14 protein-coding genes are annotated in these 16,119 nt (G+C 40.3%); 8 read left to right on the top strand and 6 right to left on the bottom strand.

Going from position 1 to position 16,119, the window contains the following annotated elements:
- Positions 1 to 231: 231 nt before the first annotated feature.
- Genes ACQCT5_RS19025 through ACQCT5_RS19015 form a run of 3 tightly spaced genes read left to right on the top strand, consistent with a single transcriptional unit; the run spans position 232 to position 2,214 of the window.
- The gene (locus tag ACQCT5_RS19025) at positions 232 to 1,014 is read left to right on the top strand and encodes a hypothetical protein (RefSeq protein ID WP_499644193.1); all 783 of its coding nucleotides are present in this window, start codon (positions 232 to 234) and stop codon (positions 1,012 to 1,014) included.
- 2 nt (positions 1,015 to 1,016) lie between these two features.
- Positions 1,017 to 1,637 carry a hypothetical protein gene (locus ACQCT5_RS19020; RefSeq protein ID WP_499644191.1) on the top strand — a complete coding sequence of 207 codons (621 nt, stop codon included), beginning with the start codon at positions 1,017 to 1,019 and terminating at the stop codon, positions 1,635 to 1,637.
- Complete coding sequence (locus ACQCT5_RS19015) at positions 1,615 to 2,214, top strand: hypothetical protein (protein ID WP_499644189.1); 600 nt, start codon at positions 1,615 to 1,617, stop codon at positions 2,212 to 2,214. The genes ACQCT5_RS19020 and ACQCT5_RS19015 overlap by 23 nt, the downstream gene beginning before the upstream one ends.
- 125 nt (positions 2,215 to 2,339) lie before the next feature.
- Here ACQCT5_RS19015 and ACQCT5_RS19010 read toward each other — a convergent pair whose 3' ends face one another.
- Positions 2,340 to 3,038 carry a DUF421 domain-containing protein gene (locus tag ACQCT5_RS19010; RefSeq protein ID WP_499644187.1) on the bottom strand — a complete coding sequence of 233 codons (699 nt, stop codon included), beginning with the start codon at positions 3,036 to 3,038 and terminating at the stop codon, positions 2,340 to 2,342.
- 572 nt (positions 3,039 to 3,610) lie between these two features.
- On the opposite strand from ACQCT5_RS19010, the gene ACQCT5_RS19005 reads away from it, so the two are divergent.
- The 5 genes from ACQCT5_RS19005 to ACQCT5_RS18985 all read left to right on the top strand — a co-directional run bounded on the left by ACQCT5_RS19005 (position 3,611) and on the right by ACQCT5_RS18985 (position 10,067).
- The gene (locus ACQCT5_RS19005) at positions 3,611 to 5,149 is read left to right on the top strand and encodes a malate:quinone oxidoreductase (RefSeq protein ID WP_499644296.1); all 1,539 of its coding nucleotides are present in this window, start codon (positions 3,611 to 3,613) and stop codon (positions 5,147 to 5,149) included.
- A 210-nt stretch (positions 5,150 to 5,359) separates the two neighbouring features.
- Complete coding sequence (locus ACQCT5_RS19000) at positions 5,360 to 6,226, top strand: DegV family protein (RefSeq protein ID WP_499644185.1); 867 nt, start codon at positions 5,360 to 5,362, stop codon at positions 6,224 to 6,226.
- A 130-nt stretch (positions 6,227 to 6,356) separates the two neighbouring features.
- Positions 6,357 to 7,484, top strand: coding sequence for a GerAB/ArcD/ProY family transporter (locus ACQCT5_RS18995; protein ID WP_499644183.1), 1,128 nt, complete (start codon positions 6,357 to 6,359; stop codon positions 7,482 to 7,484).
- Positions 7,450 to 8,907 (top strand): spore germination protein, encoded by a 1,458-nt coding sequence (locus tag ACQCT5_RS18990; protein WP_499644180.1) that lies wholly within the window; start codon positions 7,450 to 7,452, stop codon positions 8,905 to 8,907. The genes ACQCT5_RS18995 and ACQCT5_RS18990 overlap by 35 nt, the downstream gene beginning before the upstream one ends.
- Complete coding sequence (locus ACQCT5_RS18985) at positions 8,904 to 10,067, top strand: Ger(x)C family spore germination protein (protein ID WP_499644178.1); 1,164 nt, start codon at positions 8,904 to 8,906, stop codon at positions 10,065 to 10,067. The genes ACQCT5_RS18990 and ACQCT5_RS18985 overlap by 4 nt, the downstream gene beginning before the upstream one ends.
- A gap of 89 nt (positions 10,068 to 10,156) precedes the next feature.
- Here ACQCT5_RS18985 and ACQCT5_RS18980 read toward each other — a convergent pair whose 3' ends face one another.
- From ACQCT5_RS18980 to ACQCT5_RS18960, 5 genes are all read right to left on the bottom strand, one after another.
- Complete coding sequence (locus tag ACQCT5_RS18980) at positions 10,157 to 12,154, bottom strand: TRAP transporter permease (protein ID WP_499644176.1); 1,998 nt, start codon at positions 12,152 to 12,154, stop codon at positions 10,157 to 10,159.
- The gene (locus tag ACQCT5_RS18975) at positions 12,147 to 12,683 is read right to left on the bottom strand and encodes a DUF1850 domain-containing protein (protein WP_499644174.1); all 537 of its coding nucleotides are present in this window, start codon (positions 12,681 to 12,683) and stop codon (positions 12,147 to 12,149) included. The genes ACQCT5_RS18980 and ACQCT5_RS18975 overlap by 8 nt, the downstream gene beginning before the upstream one ends.
- 279 nt (positions 12,684 to 12,962) lie before the next feature.
- On the bottom strand, positions 12,963 to 13,943 hold the full coding sequence (locus ACQCT5_RS18970; protein WP_499644172.1) for a TAXI family TRAP transporter solute-binding subunit: 981 nt from the start codon (positions 13,941 to 13,943) through the stop codon (positions 12,963 to 12,965).
- A 206-nt stretch (positions 13,944 to 14,149) separates the two neighbouring features.
- Positions 14,150 to 15,586 carry a PH domain-containing protein gene (locus ACQCT5_RS18965; RefSeq protein ID WP_499644170.1) on the bottom strand — a complete coding sequence of 479 codons (1,437 nt, stop codon included), beginning with the start codon at positions 15,584 to 15,586 and terminating at the stop codon, positions 14,150 to 14,152.
- Positions 15,583 to 16,101 carry a PH domain-containing protein gene (locus ACQCT5_RS18960; RefSeq protein WP_499644167.1) on the bottom strand — a complete coding sequence of 173 codons (519 nt, stop codon included), beginning with the start codon at positions 16,099 to 16,101 and terminating at the stop codon, positions 15,583 to 15,585. Before ACQCT5_RS18960 ends, ACQCT5_RS18965 begins: the two co-directional genes overlap by 4 nt.
- Positions 16,102 to 16,119 lie beyond the last annotated feature (18 nt).

Raw genomic sequence — 16,119 nt, 5'->3', positions numbered from 1 at the left:
GTCTTTTCTTTAAGTCAATTTATTTGCTTATATCCTTTTGCTTCTTAATGTCTTTTTGGTACCTTTAGAAAAGGTAAATCTCATATCATTATCACTCCAAGAATTATGAAACCGAGTTAAATGACGATAAATTATTTATGATTATTCGTTTCTACAACTACATTTCACTTGACAATTTTTTTCAATATTAGATACTTGACTTATAACATATTTTTTTATATGGAGGATAATATGAATTTCTTCTACTTTTATACATTAAATACATCGGAGCAATTAGACCTGTTTTACTCAGAAGAGGGACAGCTAAACTTAGCCCTATTAAGAGAGGCAATGATTGAAAAAAGAGCACCAATTAATAATGAAGGAAGAATAAACGGTGAAGGATTCATTAACCCTTATATTCTGGTTAGAGATGATAGGAACGTTGTAGAAAGTTATTGTGCTTCACAAGGAAGTCTTGGTTATTTCAACGAGGCAAGATTGGTGAATAATGATTTAACTACAGAGAGAATCCAACATCATTATTATAGCAAATCTTTTACTATAGTCTCTGAAGAAAGTGATCTTATCATTAAATTTGATAATTCAAATGAGGAGATTGCAAAGAGTAAGGTTAAATCACTCATAGAAGAACTTGGGTTTGAGGCTACTACATTTCGATTAGACGATCGTCTCTTAAGGAAAATCCAAGATAGATATGATTGGACAGCAGCGAAGTTGGATAAAATAGAAAGATATGGCGACAGTACAAAAAGAGTATCTTTTGAAATTGATCCAGCCAATGATCAATTTCCATCCCAAGTAAATGAGGATTACAGAGAACATGGAAAAATGTCACATATAACATTTGAATTGCCATATGATGCACCTGGTGCTCCAAACACAGTCACTGTTAAATTATATAGTCAAGGAAATCGAGTGGTCTTAAACGAGGATGAGTTAGGAGGATCTTCTATAGAGGAGTTTATTCTTTATTTACATCGTGTACTTAAAGGATTGAAAGAGGAGGTATAGTTTTGAATTTCACTTTATTTGAAGTTGATAATCCTAAACGTTTAAAGAAGTTATCTGTTAATAAGGTGAATTTTTTTAAAAAGCACGAAGACATTGAGTTGTTCCATTTTAATGAGATTGAAAAAGATATGTTCCATATCGTTTACCACATTAAAGATGAATATTTGGTAGGTACAAAAAGGGTCGGAAACCAAATGAACCTACCATTCACTCAATTTATTAATTGTTTCTTCTTCTTGGAAAGTAACTTTTTCTTGTTAGAGGAAGTATTAGAAGAGTACCAAAAGGATTTAGCAGAACATATAGAACAAAAGGCTAACGTTTCAATTCAACGAGTGGCTATAGACAATAGCCAGTTCCTAAGTGTATATACTTCATTAACGGGCTTTATAAAAAAATTAGAATATAAAAATGAAGAAGAAGATTTCTACTTAGATTCTGTAAGTGAAGAAATATTCAAAAACATAGTAAATGAATATACTTTAGACAGATTAACCATGTCTGTTGATGGACAATTTGTATCTATTTATAGTAATGGAAGAATTTCTGTAGATAATAGTGATGAAATTTATTTAATAAAATTCACGAGGAAAGTTATTAATGCGATTATCGACTGTAATTAACATAGTAATTACAGCAGTATTAATAATTTTGGGATCTATACTTGGTGGTAGCTACACTAATGGGTTACACTTATTTTGGTTAAGCATCTTAATTATTTATGCTGTTGTTATCCAATTTTTATATAATATAATTTTGACACAAAACAATGAGCTAAAAGCTGAAAGAGACAAGGTTAGTGCATTCTTTCTTAGAAGAAATAACAATAATCAGTCTTACATGCAATGTTCATTTTTCCCAAAAAACAGTGGTAGTAGAATTGTGAAAAATAGATTAACATCTATGGAGATTTATGTAACTTCTACTATGACTCTTCAAACAGTCCCTGATGTGAAAATTAGTGTTAATAAAGAGTGTAAGATACTTATTAATCATCAAAGTGTGAATGCAACAATTTTTGCAGGTGAACGTAACTTTTACCTTCAAAATGCATTAGTTAGTAATCTTGAAAATAAGTATTTTAAATATTCATTTGATATGGAATTTATTAGTGGTGGAGATTATATTATCAATGTTGAGGCTAACAATGGGGATGCTGTACTAGTGGTATCTAACTCTTTAAATATTGCCAATAACTAGATATTTTTCTTATTAAAGCCAGAGTGGTTGACGCTATTTCTATCGTCAACCACTTTTTTTTTGTTTACCGTTTGTTTTGTCACGGTGAACCGTACCATAAATAGCACACAGTATTTTAATGAATGTTATTTATGTTGAATATTTTGTGATTTATGTGGGATGACAAATAAACCATCATCTTCTAGCCATTCAGCAAAAAGTACATCTTCAATCCTATTTATGCTGTGGGTTAATAATTGGTTCTTTAACCATTGGTGGTCTTTGTTTATTTCTTTTAAATGCTCCTTAATTAATACCCCATCTCTAATTAGTGCTAAGGGAAGATAAACAGGCTGGGGTGGCATATCAAAGTCTTGTAAGGTAGTTTTTTGATATTGTGCCTTTTTCAGTACACTGATTGAGCCATTCGGTTCAATCAGTGCAAATGCTACTTCACGGATAGAAAAAGTTTCACTTTGTCGAAGTAAACTTTGTAATTGATTAATATTCATACGACTCTTTTTTAACTGCTCAAAGTCAATCTGCCCATTTCTAATAACCATGGAAGGCTTCCCTTCAAACATATGTCTTAATAAAAGAGATTTTTGAGCAATGTATTCAACTATGAACAATAAACATCCCCATATAAGTATAGTAAAGAAAATATGGCTAATAAGCACATTTTTTTCATAGATGGCATTTCCCAACAATTCGCTCAAGACAATGGCTGATATGAAATGAAATGGGGTAAACTGGTTTATTATTTTCTTTCCTATTATTCTGATTAACAGAAATAGTATAAAGAAACCTGTTACTAATTTTAAAGATATTTGCATTAATTCCACTGCTTATTCCCCCTATAATCCTTAAAGGTTGAAAAATTACTACACTAGCATCCTTTCCAAAATTACATTGATAAATACATAGTACTTAGAGTGAATTGCTAAATTGAATCAGAGAACTCTTTTATAGTTAAAAATACTTAATATTCTAAACCGACTATGTACCCATTATCATTTTTTTGTGTTCATTTTTAACAATCTAACACGTGTAACTATCATTCTAACAAAAGTGCCCCTGCAATATTAAAAGAAAAAGAGGCACCAAAGATCAGTTTATTATAGACTTTGCGGACAGCCTCTTCATTTTTTAGTCCCTGAAGTAATTCAGCGAACTGCCACTTTCCCTTTACATCCCCACTAAAAAGATAGAAATAGAAGTAATAAGTTGCGGGAAGAACAGACTTCTCCTTTTTTCCCAGCGAAATATAGTTTATAATAGTCAGATAATAGTAGATATTTCTAATCTATAAATAAATCTAATAGATACGATATAATAGTATTTGGATGGAATGGTTTTGTTTCTTAGGTGGCGCCTTGCTTTTGGTGAAACATTGGCAGGCGTGCATGCTCTTTTTATAAATATAGGGGATGTGGATGTAATAATGAGCAACGTACAGAATAAAACAGACGTTATCTTGATCGGAGCCGGAGTGATGAGCGCTACTTTGGGTGCACTACTGAAAGAACTGGCACCTGATTGGAAAATAAAAGTGTTTGAGAAGCTTGCGAGCGCAGGGGAAGAAAGCTCGAACGAATGGAATAATGCGGGCACGGGACATGCTGCGTTGTGTGAGCTTAACTATACGTCAGTAAAGGCGGATGGCTCCATTGATATCAGTAAAGCTGTCAAGGTGAATGAACAGTTTCAGCTTTCCAGGCAGTATTGGTCCTATCTTGTAAAAAATAAAGTGATTCGTAATCCTCAGGACTTCATCATGCCGATTCCTCATATCAGTTTTGTAGAAGGGGAAGAAAATGTAACGTTTTTGAAAAATCGGATGCAAGCGCTATCAAATAATCCTCTGTTTCACGGGATGGAATTTTCCGATGAGCTGGAAAAACTGAGGGAATGGATGCCGCTTATGATGGAAGGCCGGACAGCGAGCGAACCAATAGCCGCAACGAAAATCGACTCTGGAACAGATGTCAATTTCGGTGCATTGACACGTATGTTGTTTGATCACTTAAAAAGCAAAGATGTCGAGATGAACTACGAGCACAGTGTGAAGGACATTAAGCGGACCGCAGACGGCTCGTGGGAAGTGAAAGTGCATGATATCAAGAGCGGTAAAACCGAATTTCATACAGCAAAATTTGTATTTATCGGTGGTGGAGGCGGAAGTCTGCACTTGTTGCAAAAAACCGGTATCCCAGAGTCCAAGCAAATTGGAGGATTCCCGGTAAGTGGCCTGTTTTTGGTATGCAACAATCCGGAAGTTGTGGAGAAGCATCATGCAAAGGTATACGGGAAGGCAAAGGTTGGGGCTCCTCCAATGTCTGTGCCACATCTTGATACAAGGTATATCGACAACAAAAAAACTTTGCTATTCGGACCGTTTGCGGGCTTTTCGCCTAAGTTCCTGAAAACAGGCTCCAACTTGGATTTGATTGGATCCGTAAAACCGAATAATGTCATGACTATGCTGGCTGCAGGCTTTAAAGAGATGGCATTGACAAAATACCTGATCCAACAAGTGCTGTTATCGAATGAAAAGCGCATGGAGGAGTTGCGCGAGTTTATTCCAAATGCAAAGAGTGAGGATTGGAGTATCGTGGTGGCGGGTCAGCGTGTCCAGGTCATCAAAGATACAGAGGCAGGAAAAGGAACGCTTCAATTCGGTACCGAAGTGGTCAGTGCTTCGGATGGTTCGGTAGCTGCATTGCTCGGCGCTTCACCTGGTGCTTCCACTGCCGTCCATGTCATGCTTGAAGTGCTGGAAAAGTGCTTCCCGGAGCATATGTTTGAATGGGAAGCGAAAATCAAAGAAATGGTCCCTTCGTTTGGTGTGTCACTAGTGGATAATCCGGAGCTTTTCCATGAGCTCCACCGTTCAACCGCTGAGACGCTCGGCCTTGAGCTTGGACTTGGTGCCAAAGAAGAGGTCCGTAGTTAACCTAATAAGTAAAACAATAAAAGAACCTTTGATCTCTATGTAGATTAGAGGTTCTTTTATGTGGAATGGGAGTGGGGTTTAGTTTACATAACAACAGGGGTCTGGCCCCTGTTGTTATGTAAAGTAACTATTTCCATTTTCAAAGACACGATAGTTAATTGTGGCGGATTGGGTTAAGATTGTAGCAGAACGGTTATTTGGAGGAAATGAATGATTAAGATAATGGCAGATTCAACGTGTGATTTATCAAACGAAGTGCTTGAGATGCACGATATTAGCCTGGCTTCATTGACTATTAATAATGAGGGGAAAGTATATCGAGATAGAGTGGATATAGAACCTGATGAATATTACGGTATATTGGAAGCGCTATCGGAGCACCCGACAACGGGGATGCCAAGTCCCATGGAGTACTTGAACATCATTAAAGAGGCGATAGAGGCTGGTTACAGGGAGATATTATGTATCTGCATGTCTAGTGGGACCAGTGGTGCCTATCAATCTGGTGTGTTGGCCAAGGATTATTTCTATGAGGAAAACCCGGACTCCCCTATCAAGATCCATGTAGTCGACTCAAAATGCATGAGCCATGGAAGCGGATGGCTGATCATGAAAAGTGCCTTAATGAGAGAAAGAGGAGCTTCATTTGAAGAAATCGTGGAATTTATAGAGAAGTATAAAGTGAATGTAAAACATTTTCTTTCCGTCGATGACTTAAATCACTTAATAAAAAGCGGCAGAATCACCAATACAACGGCTTTTTTGGGTAAGATCCTGAACCTTAAGCCAATCATGAGCATGAAGCAGGGAAAAGGGGCGATCGTCGGAAAGGAAAGAGGTCAGAAAAGAGTATTGAAGCACTATGTTCAGGAATTTGTGAACAGATTTGATAGGAACATCACTGAATTTGTCATCATTGGCTATACATCTGATATCAGTATTGCAGAAGAATTAAAAGCAAAGATGGAACAGGACACAGATTTCTCAGGCGACATCCACATCATGCAGATGGGGGTTTCCGTTGGCACACATGTTGGCTTGGGAGCCATTTCTATGTTTTTTGTGGAAAAGAGATAAAGAAGAGGTAAACTCGAAATAAGCAATCAGGAAAAAATCTACACTTTTCCCTGATTGCTTATTTTTATAACATATTTTCCCTAACATCTGGTAACGATAAACGGTAAAACGACAAGACTTGGAGATACCTATGCAAAGCTTAATTAAGATATTGATTCCAAGACAGCTTTTTATGCTCCTTATTTTATCAACGGGGCTGCTTAATCATGTGATTCTTATCCCGAACCTGCTCACTGCTTCAGGTCGGGATAGCTGGTTAAGTGTCCTTTTATGTTACCCGATAGCTCTCTTTTTTTTATGGCTTGTCTACTATATCGTGAAAAACAGCTCGGATGAGGGCTTTTTCAGCATGGTTCGGAACCGGTTCGGAAAGGTTTTCTCCACCATTCTATCCCTCCCTGTCATTCTCTTTTTATTTTGCAGCTCCTATTTAACATTCAAAGATCTTGTGATATGGCTGAATGCCTATTTTCTGGCCGATACCTCTGTATTAATGATCAATATCATTCTTATTATTGTCTGTTGTGCCATCACATGGGCTGGAATCAAATCCATGGCCATTTCGAGTGGCTTCCTTCTGCCGCTTGTCATGCTTTTTGGCATATTCATTGCCATTACAAACACGAACCTGAAGGACCCGCATCTTCTGTTCCCTCTGCTCGCAGACGGATATGAACCTGTCATAAAAGGGGGAATCTATGTTTTATCCGGTCTTCTTGAGATTTATCTTGTCATATTGCTGCAGCCATTTACGCAAAAGACGATCAAGTTCAGTCAGCTTGTTCTGTTATTGACGATACTGATAGGCCTGATTCTAGGTCCGCTTACCGCAGCCATTATGGAATTCGGACCAACGGAAGCAGTGACCTTCCGCTATCCAGCCTATGAACAGTGGCGTGTCCTGAATATCGGGGAATATATCTCCCATCTTGATTTCTTTGCTTTATATCAGTGGTTGAGTGGGGCTGTCATCCGTATAGGCTTGTTCATGTATTTGCTTGGAACTTTTTTAACGAAGAAAAAAAACCATTACAGGCTGAATGGTAAGCTTGTCATTATCATGTATCTCCTATTATTTGCAGCGATTATGGTTAATGTGGAAACCTACTATTTTACTCAAGTGATTTATAACTATTTTTTACCAGCATGCATGGCTTTCTTTCTAATCCAGATACTAATATCAGCGCTACTCATATTAGTAATCAAAAAAAGGGATGAAAAACATGGCAATAACACTAGGGTCAACTCCACAGTGTGAGGAAAATATGTTGGATAAAGCAGCTGAGCTGAAAAGAAAATTCTCGAAAAGTCAGGATCTAGTATGGAAGGAGCACGAAACGGATACTGGCAGCTTTGAAATCATTTACCTGGAAACCTTGATTGATAGCAATTTTCTGGATCAATATATCTTACCTAAGCTTGGAGGAGTTCAGGAAGGATCGACCCAGAAGAATATTAAGTCACTTTTTCAGGCAGAGGATGTTACTTGTAAAAAAATTGATGAGTTATCACAGCTGCTTTTTGAAGGGAAAGTTCTTTTTCTTATCGAGGAGCGGCTTTTTTGCATACAAGCAGGGGATTTACCGATGCGCCAGCCGGAGGAATCGGCACTGGAAACGTCCATCAGGGGTCCTAAGGATGGATTTGTAGAGGATATTAGAACGAATATTTCCTTGATTAGAAGAAGACTTAATACAACGACCCTTTGCCTCGAGAAGTATAAAATCGGAAAAAGAAGCAATACAAAAGTGGTCCTGATGTATCTGGAGGACATTATCGATCAAAAAGTTCTAGATGAAATTCACAGCAGATTGAAAAAAGTTGATTTGGACATATTGACCAGTATATATGAATTGGAATCGACCATCAGGGACACGCCATACTCTGTCTTCCCTACAATGGATTTTACTGGAAGGCCTGATTTTATTGTACAAGCTTTGAACCAAGGCAGATTTGCTCTGCTTGTAGATGGTAATCCAACTGTTTCCTATGCCCCAATCAGTTTGCTGTTACAGACAAAATCTCCTGAAGACAACTATATAAATTATGCCTATGTATCGATAGAGAGAATCATCAGGGTCATAGGGATTATCGTATCCGGATTTTTACCGAGCATCTGGATTGCGTTTTCTGGGTTTAATATTGAACAGATTCCCTATCTCCTTGTGGCAACCATCTCTGTTTCCAGATTTGGGCTACCCTTGTCCGCACCGATAGAAATGTTTATCATCCTTTTCCTTTTTGAGCTATTTAATGAAGCGGGAGTGCGTTTACCAAGGGCAATCGGACAGACTGTTGCCGTACTTGGGGGTTTGATTGTAGGGGATGCTGCAATTAGGGCAGGTCTGACTTCGCCAACGATGCTGGTCGTTGCGGCAATAACCTATATTTCTTCCTTTACCTTAGTGAATCAATCTTTGAGTTCGGCCATAACCATCCTAAGATTTGCTGCAATCATCCTTAGTACATTTCTAGGTTTGTTCGGTGTAATATTGGGCTTTATTTTGACGGTATGTTATTTTTCCACCCTAACATCCTTTGGCACTCCCTATTTTGGGTCTCTTGCCCCAATCGATATAAAAGAGACGATCAAGGCATTCCTGAAGGCACCAACACAATTTTATAAAACAAGGACCAAAGCCACCAGTCCGGACGATCCCACAAGGGGGGATCACTCATGATCGGCAAGGAAAGATGTCTCATTCTTATCTGTTTGGTACTGCTTACAGGATGTTCCGGTGTAAAGAATATCCAGGATCTATCCTATATTGTGGCAGTCGGGATGGATTATGATGAAGAAAAGGAAGAATACGCCGTGTATCTCCAAGGGTTGAATTTTGCCAATGTGGCTAAGCAGGAAGGAGGGAAACCGGTGGAACCCGTTCCAATTTTCATTGCAACAGCAACCGGGGAAACACTGAATCTGGCAGTAAGTGAACTCTATAGAAAATCAGAACCGCCTCTCTATTTCGGACATGTGAGAACATTAGTGTTAACTAGTAGGCTAATTCAGAGGAAGTCCGAAGAGGTATTGGAGGAAGTCGGGAGAAACCGTTCTTTCAGGCCTACTCTCCGAATTTTCACGACAGAAGATGATATCCAGGATGTATTAAACGTACCTGCATTGTTCAACTATCCTGCCATTTATACCGTTCTCTTTAAGGAAAAGATGGGACTGGAGGCACAGGATGAATTAAGATCCACAAGCATGATGTTTTTCCTGAGGGATTATTATGAACCGATGGGAGCTGCGATAATTCCTTCGGTTAAAATTGACCAAGGGAGCTGGAAAGCCGATAAGGACTATTCGATATTATTTTTGAATGGTTACTCTGCCTTTCAGCACCAGGAGTACAAGAAGGAAATTCCATTGGAGAACGCCATCTTCATTAATTGGCTGCTGGAAAAAAAGGTTTCATTGGACCAGAGGGTGGAAAAAGAGGGAGATCTAATTGCTGCAGTAAAGCTGGGGGAGCCGAAAATGAAAATCAAGTATGAAAAAACTGCAAATAAACCAAAGTTCTCCATAGAAATTTCAGTCAGTGGCGACCTCCTGGAAAAACTGCAGGAGGATCTAACATTGGACACTTTAAAAAAGCAAATAGAAGAAGATATAAAAGCAAAAGTCGAATCCATCTACTATGACGGGGTGGAAAACAAACTGGATATATTGAATGTAGGGGAGAAATGGTACAGAAAGCACCCGAAGGAGTATCAAAAATTAAAAGAAAGTCCCAACTTTTATCTAAATGAAGAATCTCTCACAGAGGTGAAAGTCAAAGCGCAAATATTGCATTTCAACAGCTATAAATTCAATCGGAGTATAGATGGGGAATTTTAAGGGACACGTGGCCAGGTGCAATGTTAATAAGGGGCCTGACCTTCAGTGGTTTACGCGTTACCACACTGAGGGTCAGGCCCCTATATTAATTATGCTTCAGCTTTTCTTCCAAGGTTTCCTTTATCTCTCTTCCAGAATATCTGCAGTGCCAACATGATGGCGAATGCAGTGAAGCCGATGATGTCGGTGTTGGATTCCGGATAGATCAGGAGTAGTCCTGTAAGAACAGTGATAATTCGTTCGATCCAGTGCAGCTTGCGGTACCAGAAGCCGATGAGACCGGCACCGATGGAGATCATTCCGACAATGGAGGTGACAAGTATCCAGGATACCTCCAGGATGGTCGTATCAATCATTAACAGCTGTGGCTGGAAGACGAACATATATGGAATGATAAATGCCGCAATGGCAAGTTTTGATGCATTTACCCCGGTTTTAATCGGATCCCCTTTTGAAATCCCTGTTGCTGCGAAGGCTGCCAGGGCTACCGGTGGTGTGATGTCTGCCACGATACCGAAGTAGAAAACAAACATATGCGCAGCAAGTACAGGTATTGCAACATCAAGCTGATCGTTCAATGCAAGAATCGCAGGCAATGCAATCGTTGAAGTGATGATATAGTTTGCTGTTGTCGGTGATCCCATACCGAGAATGATAGAGGCGATCATCGTGAAGACCAGCGTCAGCAATAGTTGGATGTTTGGCGTGGATGACAATGTCCCAGCCAGATCCACAAGCGTGTTTCCCATCTTTAATCCAAGCCCGGTTTTTGTTACAACCCCAACGATTATACCCGCACAGGCAGTCGCTGCTGCAACGCCCAAAGCTGTCCGGGCTCCTGTCGTAAGTGCAAGAAGGAACTTATCGAAGGTAATACGAGTATCTTTACGGAACATACTTACAATAATGGCACTCAAGATACCCAATAGTGCCGTTCTTTCAATACTGAATCCTTGGAAGAGTAATAGAACGATAACGAGAATTGGAATTAACAAATGGATTTTCTTTAATACAACACTCTTTTTCGGAATTTCCTCTTTCGGCAAACCAAGCAAGCCATTTTTCTTCGCTTCAAAGTGGGTCATTATCCAGATGCCTGAGAAATAAAGAACAGCTGGAATTGTTGCTGCCTTTGCTATATCCCAGTAGGCTACACCAGCAAATTCAATCATCAGGAATGCAGCTGCACCCATGATCGGAGGCATGATTTGGCCACCGGTAGAGGCGGCTGCTTCTACTGCACCGGCAAAATTACGGTGATAGCCTAGTCTTTTCATTAACGGGATGGTATAAGATCCTGTTGTAACAGTATTGGCAACAGAACTACCGGAAATGGTACCCTGCAAGGCGCTGGAGAAGATGGCAACCTTGGCAGGTCCGCCTATGCGTTTCCCTGCAATCGAGATTGCCAAATCATTGAAATAATTCCCGACCCCAGTCTGTACAAGAAACGCACCGAATAATAGGAACAGAAAGATATAGGTGGAGGATACCTGTAATGGTGTCCCTAGAATACCCTCTGTTGTAAAGAACATAGACTGGATCAATTGCTCCAGGCTAAGCCCTCTATGTATCAGAATGCCTGGCATATATGGCCCGAACAATGCGTATACCATGAATACCCCTGCGATGATGGTGATCGGAAGGCCGACTGCTCTTCGCGTTGCTTCCAATACGAGCAGAATGGCAAGTGCGCCAATGATGGTCTGCTGGGTACTGATGCCGCCGATTTGTTGAACCAATGTGTCATAAAATACCGGCCAGTAACCACATACGACAATGGCCAATCCTATCAGAATATAATCGTACCAGTCGACCTTCGTTTTCTTTATTCCTTTTCGAGCGGGGAACAAAAGGAAAATGAGAGTCAGCGCAAAGCCCAGATGGACGGTACGTTGAATATAGGCCGTGAACTGACCGAATATTCCTGTATATAGCTGGAACAGAGAAAAGGCCAGTAGCATGAAAAAGAGTACTTTAGCGGTATAGCCTGTAAGATCACGGGTGTTGGCCTCTGCATCATACTTTTTTAAGAGCTTTTCCTGCTCTTCTGCGGTTAGGTGTGATTTGTCCTTAGTATCACTCATGAATTTTCATTCCTTTCAAATACTGCCATAGGGTCAGCTTTTCTACTTTTACTTTATACCAGTCCCCGGGGGTGAAGAACTCATTGAACCAGATTATCTTCTCGGCATCTTCTCCCCATACGAGACGGTTTTCGGAAACCGTTTTTCCATTCCTGATATTCAGGAAGGGGAATACATTTTTCATATCCTTGATATGGTATTTTCCATCTTCATACACAAATTTCTCTCCTTCCCCTGCATTGGAAGGCATGCCAATTCCAAATTCCTCATATACGATTTCTGTCTGGACAATCTGCAGATCGTCCATCACCCGGTATTTTTCCACGACATCTGTCAAATGGATGGAGTGGGTGAAGATGAGTTGGAAGGTTTCCTGTTCCTCAATGGGAAGGAATGCATGAATTTCCTCTGTGTTTTCAACGTGAAATACCAGCGCTGTTCGGAGAGGGAATAAAAAAAGAAACAATAAGAGAACTGCTGTAAACGAGGAAATAATAAGTCCTATTGATTTTTTAGAGAGAAGTTTCATGGTAAAAACCACCTATTTCTGTTAACAAATAGGCTCTTTCCGTAAAGTTTGTAGCTTATGTCCGTAAAAAATCGGCTTTTGGATTTTTTACAGCATTTATCCCTGTATTATTCAAAAGAAAAAATCTATTACACGGGGAAAGAGCACGAATGCAATTTATTTTACGTGTTTAAATTGAATACGTCAAAAGCAACAATGTATGCGAAAACAGCCAAGAATAAAGAAGGACCGACAGCAAAGTGAAATTGACAGTCGGCCGTTCCTTCATTCGTTTGTAGATTAATCTATTAATCCTTTTTCCTTGAAGTACTTTTCAGCACCAGGGTGGAAGTCGATTCCGATTCCGTCTGTTGCTGTCTCAAGGGTGATGAGTTTCCCTTTCGCATGTGCAAGGCTTCCTGAATTTTCATAGATCGCCTTTGTAATGTCATACACAAGATCCTCTGAAAGGCTGTCAGTAACAGCTAGCATCGCAAGTACCGCAACTGTTGTTACGTCACTTTCCAGACCGTAAGTACCTGCAGGGATCGTATCTGCTGCATAGTAAGGGTATTCTTCAATCAATGCATCGATTTTGTCTTGTGCAACTGGTACAATCACGACATCAGCAGAAGCTGATAATCCTTCAACCGCTCCTGTTGGTGTTCCGGAAGTGATGAAAGCCGCGTCGATGTTGCCATCCTGGATTCCTCCAGTGGATTCACCGAAGTCAAGGTTTTGTGCATCAATGTCATCCATTGTCATACCGTGGATTTCAAGAATCTGTTCCGCATTCATGTAAGTACCGGAACCAGGAGCACCTACAGAAACTTTCTTACCTTTAAGATCTTCTACACTTTTAATGCCGGATTTTGGAGTTGTAACGATTTGTACTGTTTCCGGATATAAAGAACCGATAGCCATGACGTTATCAATCGCTTTTCCTTCAAAAGCACCTTTACCTTCAACTGCATTCGCAATTACGTCCGTTTGTACAAATGCAAGTTCCGCATCCCCTTTTGCAAGAGCAGCTGCGTTATCAGCAGATGCATTGGAAGAAAGTGCGTCAGTTTGGATTCCTGTCTCATCTGTAATGATTTTAGCCATTTCGCCGCCAAGTGGATAATATGTACCAGATGTTCCACCAGTCAGCATGCTCATTAGTTTTGGATCACTTTTCTCGCCAGTGGACTCCCCGTCGTTTCCGTTTCCACAAGCCGCCAAAAATAACGATAATACTAGAAACATAGCCATTACTAATAAACTACTTTTCTTCTTCATCGAACTCCCCCTAATTTAAAGTTACACTATTCATTTTACAGTTATTACAGCCTGTTTTCAAATGATTTGTCATATAACAGGAATGTTTCTGTAAAATTACTGACAATTATGTATATGGAAACAAAGGAAAAGTTTCACGTGAAACAACGAAGAAGGGGCCTGACCCTAAAGCAGCTTAAAGCGCTGAGGGTCAGACCCCGTTATTGTCAACTTCCTTGGTACCAGCGATAAAATTCGCTGGCTTCTTCTTTTGATAGGCCGTAAAGTTCGCTGGTGTGCATCGGTTTGGCACGGTTGATGAAGGAGAGGGAGGCGACGCCGAATTTACGCTGGATCCAGGAGTGATGGACGGTGATCTGCTGGATCTGGGAGCGTTTGGTGACGAACGTCTCGTTGGTGAAGCCGCCTCGGCGAACCTGTACCGTGTTACCGTTTCTGATATAACTTGTGAAATAGTAGTCCAGTATTCTTGAAATTAACGATAGAAGGAAGACAACTGTTGCAATCCAGATCCATTCCCGTTTGAAGATGAACAGACCGCCAGCTACCAATATCGTGAAGTAATAAGGTAATATCAGCTTCAGCAATAGCACCTTTACCGGAAACCGTTGCATGTTTTCCTCGATAGGATAGCCTGGAAGCAGGGTGTGCAAGAGCTCGTAGGCTTCGTGTTTCGGCATGAAAGGGTAGAGGGAGCTAGTGTCCTTCTCTTCTCCCTCAGCAGATCCGACACTGATCAGTTTGATGGAGGCAAGACCAAGAAGACGTTTCAAGATCGATTGCTCCACGACAACTGCCTGGACTTTATGCTTCTGGATGGAGAAACTGCTAGAGCTTCCTACCCCTTTTTCGATATAGATTCGTTCCTCATCATCGCTAATTTCATAGTTTCCATATTTGATTACAGTTTTAATGAATCCGATGGCAACTGATAGCAGCATGGCGATGACAAAGAGCACGAATAGCATCCACCAATGCCCAATAAGGTAATCCAGTGCGTTTTCGGCAGAATCCTCGATATCAAAGAAATCTGCAAGGTTGAAGTAGACTGCCGAAAGCAAAGGGAAGATGGCCAAAAAGCTCATGGATGTGAAAGATGCTTTAAAGAGATCTTTTTTGGTGGATCGAAAATGAACAGTCCGAGTCTTCTTTTCAAGTTGTATTCCGCCATCTGCCATCTCTGAAGGTTCCTTTTCTTCCACTAACAGGGACAAAATCCGGTCCTTTTCCAAAATTGTGATAACAGGGAACGTAATGGCTGCATCCTCTCCGCTGGTTCCTGTCTCCAAGGTAAGGGAAGTAAGATTAAACCATCGATGCACAAAAGTGGTTTTGGAATGGTGATTTTGAATCCTCTCAAGTGCCACAGTACGTTGTTTTTTTACAAAGATTCCTTCCTTCACCACAATGGAGGATGGCTGCAATTCATAGCGGTGCAGCAGCCATTTCAGAAGAATGGAGATGGTAGTCAGAATAGCGGCAGCAATAAAAAGGTAGCGCCCCCAGACCACCCAATTGGAGGTCGAATTTGCCTTAAGGACAAAGAGAAAGATAATAGCGAAGACGGAATTTTTCAGAGCTGTTATCAGTTCCACTGCGATCCAGGCAGGATGGTGTCGTTTTACATCTTGTATTGCGTTCATTCTTTTACCCCCCCATCGTCACCTGCAGTATCCTTGATTTTCGCAAAGGTTGCAATCTGTGATTTTAGCTCCAAGGCCACCGCGTTTGGAATGGCAGGTAAGGTGTGGTTGGAAGTGGTGGTGCCAATTACGATGTTGTATAATCCGAATCTCCTTAGGATAGGTCCCTGCTCGGTTCGGACGTATTCCACTTTCTCCATCGGGATCAGCGTATGATTTTCGTTCCATTTTCCATTTTTGAGCTGGACGAAATCCTCATCAATTTTATAGCGCCAATAGCGTTGCGTGAGAGTTGGTTCGATGAGGATGGAATAGATGGCAGAGAAGAAAAAAAATCCACCAATAAAATAGAGGGATATTTCCACCCAGCGGTACCAGTTGAATTGATCGACACAGAATAATAGAATCGCTGTAATAAGCAAAGCAGCGGCATGCCCGATTGTATTGCTGATTCGCCATACAGAAATGGCGTTCGTTGAAATTTTTTCTGTTGGTTCCTCAATATGTATGTACATGTTCATTTCCACCTTTCA

Origin of the sequence: Sutcliffiella halmapala (assembly GCF_050107295.1) — a bacterium.
In the GTDB taxonomy this organism is placed as follows: domain Bacteria; phylum Bacillota; class Bacilli; order Bacillales; family Bacillaceae_I; genus Sutcliffiella_A; species Sutcliffiella_A halmapala_A.
This window is presented reverse-complemented; position numbering and strand designations above follow the sequence as displayed.

Bases quoted from the DNA above. Each gene is read 5' to 3' on its own strand.
- ACQCT5_RS19025 (WP_499644193.1), top strand. From the start codon at position 232: ATGAATTTCTTCTACTTTTATACATTAAATACATCGGAGCAATTAGAC.
- ACQCT5_RS19015 (WP_499644189.1), top strand. From the start codon at position 1,615: ATGCGATTATCGACTGTAATTAACATAGTAATTACAGCAGTATTAATA.
- ACQCT5_RS19000 (WP_499644185.1), top strand. From the start codon at position 5,360: ATGATTAAGATAATGGCAGATTCAACGTGTGATTTATCAAACGAAGTG.
- ACQCT5_RS18995 (WP_499644183.1), top strand. From the start codon at position 6,357: ATGCAAAGCTTAATTAAGATATTGATTCCAAGACAGCTTTTTATGCTC.
- ACQCT5_RS18990 (WP_499644180.1), top strand. From the start codon at position 7,450: ATGGCAATAACACTAGGGTCAACTCCACAGTGTGAGGAAAATATGTTG.
- ACQCT5_RS18985 (WP_499644178.1), top strand. From the start codon at position 8,904: ATGATCGGCAAGGAAAGATGTCTCATTCTTATCTGTTTGGTACTGCTT.
- ACQCT5_RS18980 (WP_499644176.1), bottom strand. From the start codon at position 12,154: ATGAGTGATACTAAGGACAAATCACACCTAACCGCAGAAGAGCAGGAA.
- ACQCT5_RS18975 (WP_499644174.1), bottom strand. From the start codon at position 12,683: ATGAAACTTCTCTCTAAAAAATCAATAGGACTTATTATTTCCTCGTTT.
- ACQCT5_RS18970 (WP_499644172.1), bottom strand. From the start codon at position 13,943: ATGAAGAAGAAAAGTAGTTTATTAGTAATGGCTATGTTTCTAGTATTA.
- ACQCT5_RS18965 (WP_499644170.1), bottom strand. From the start codon at position 15,586: ATGAACGCAATACAAGATGTAAAACGACACCATCCTGCCTGGATCGCA.
- ACQCT5_RS18960 (WP_499644167.1), bottom strand. From the start codon at position 16,101: ATGTACATACATATTGAGGAACCAACAGAAAAAATTTCAACGAACGCC.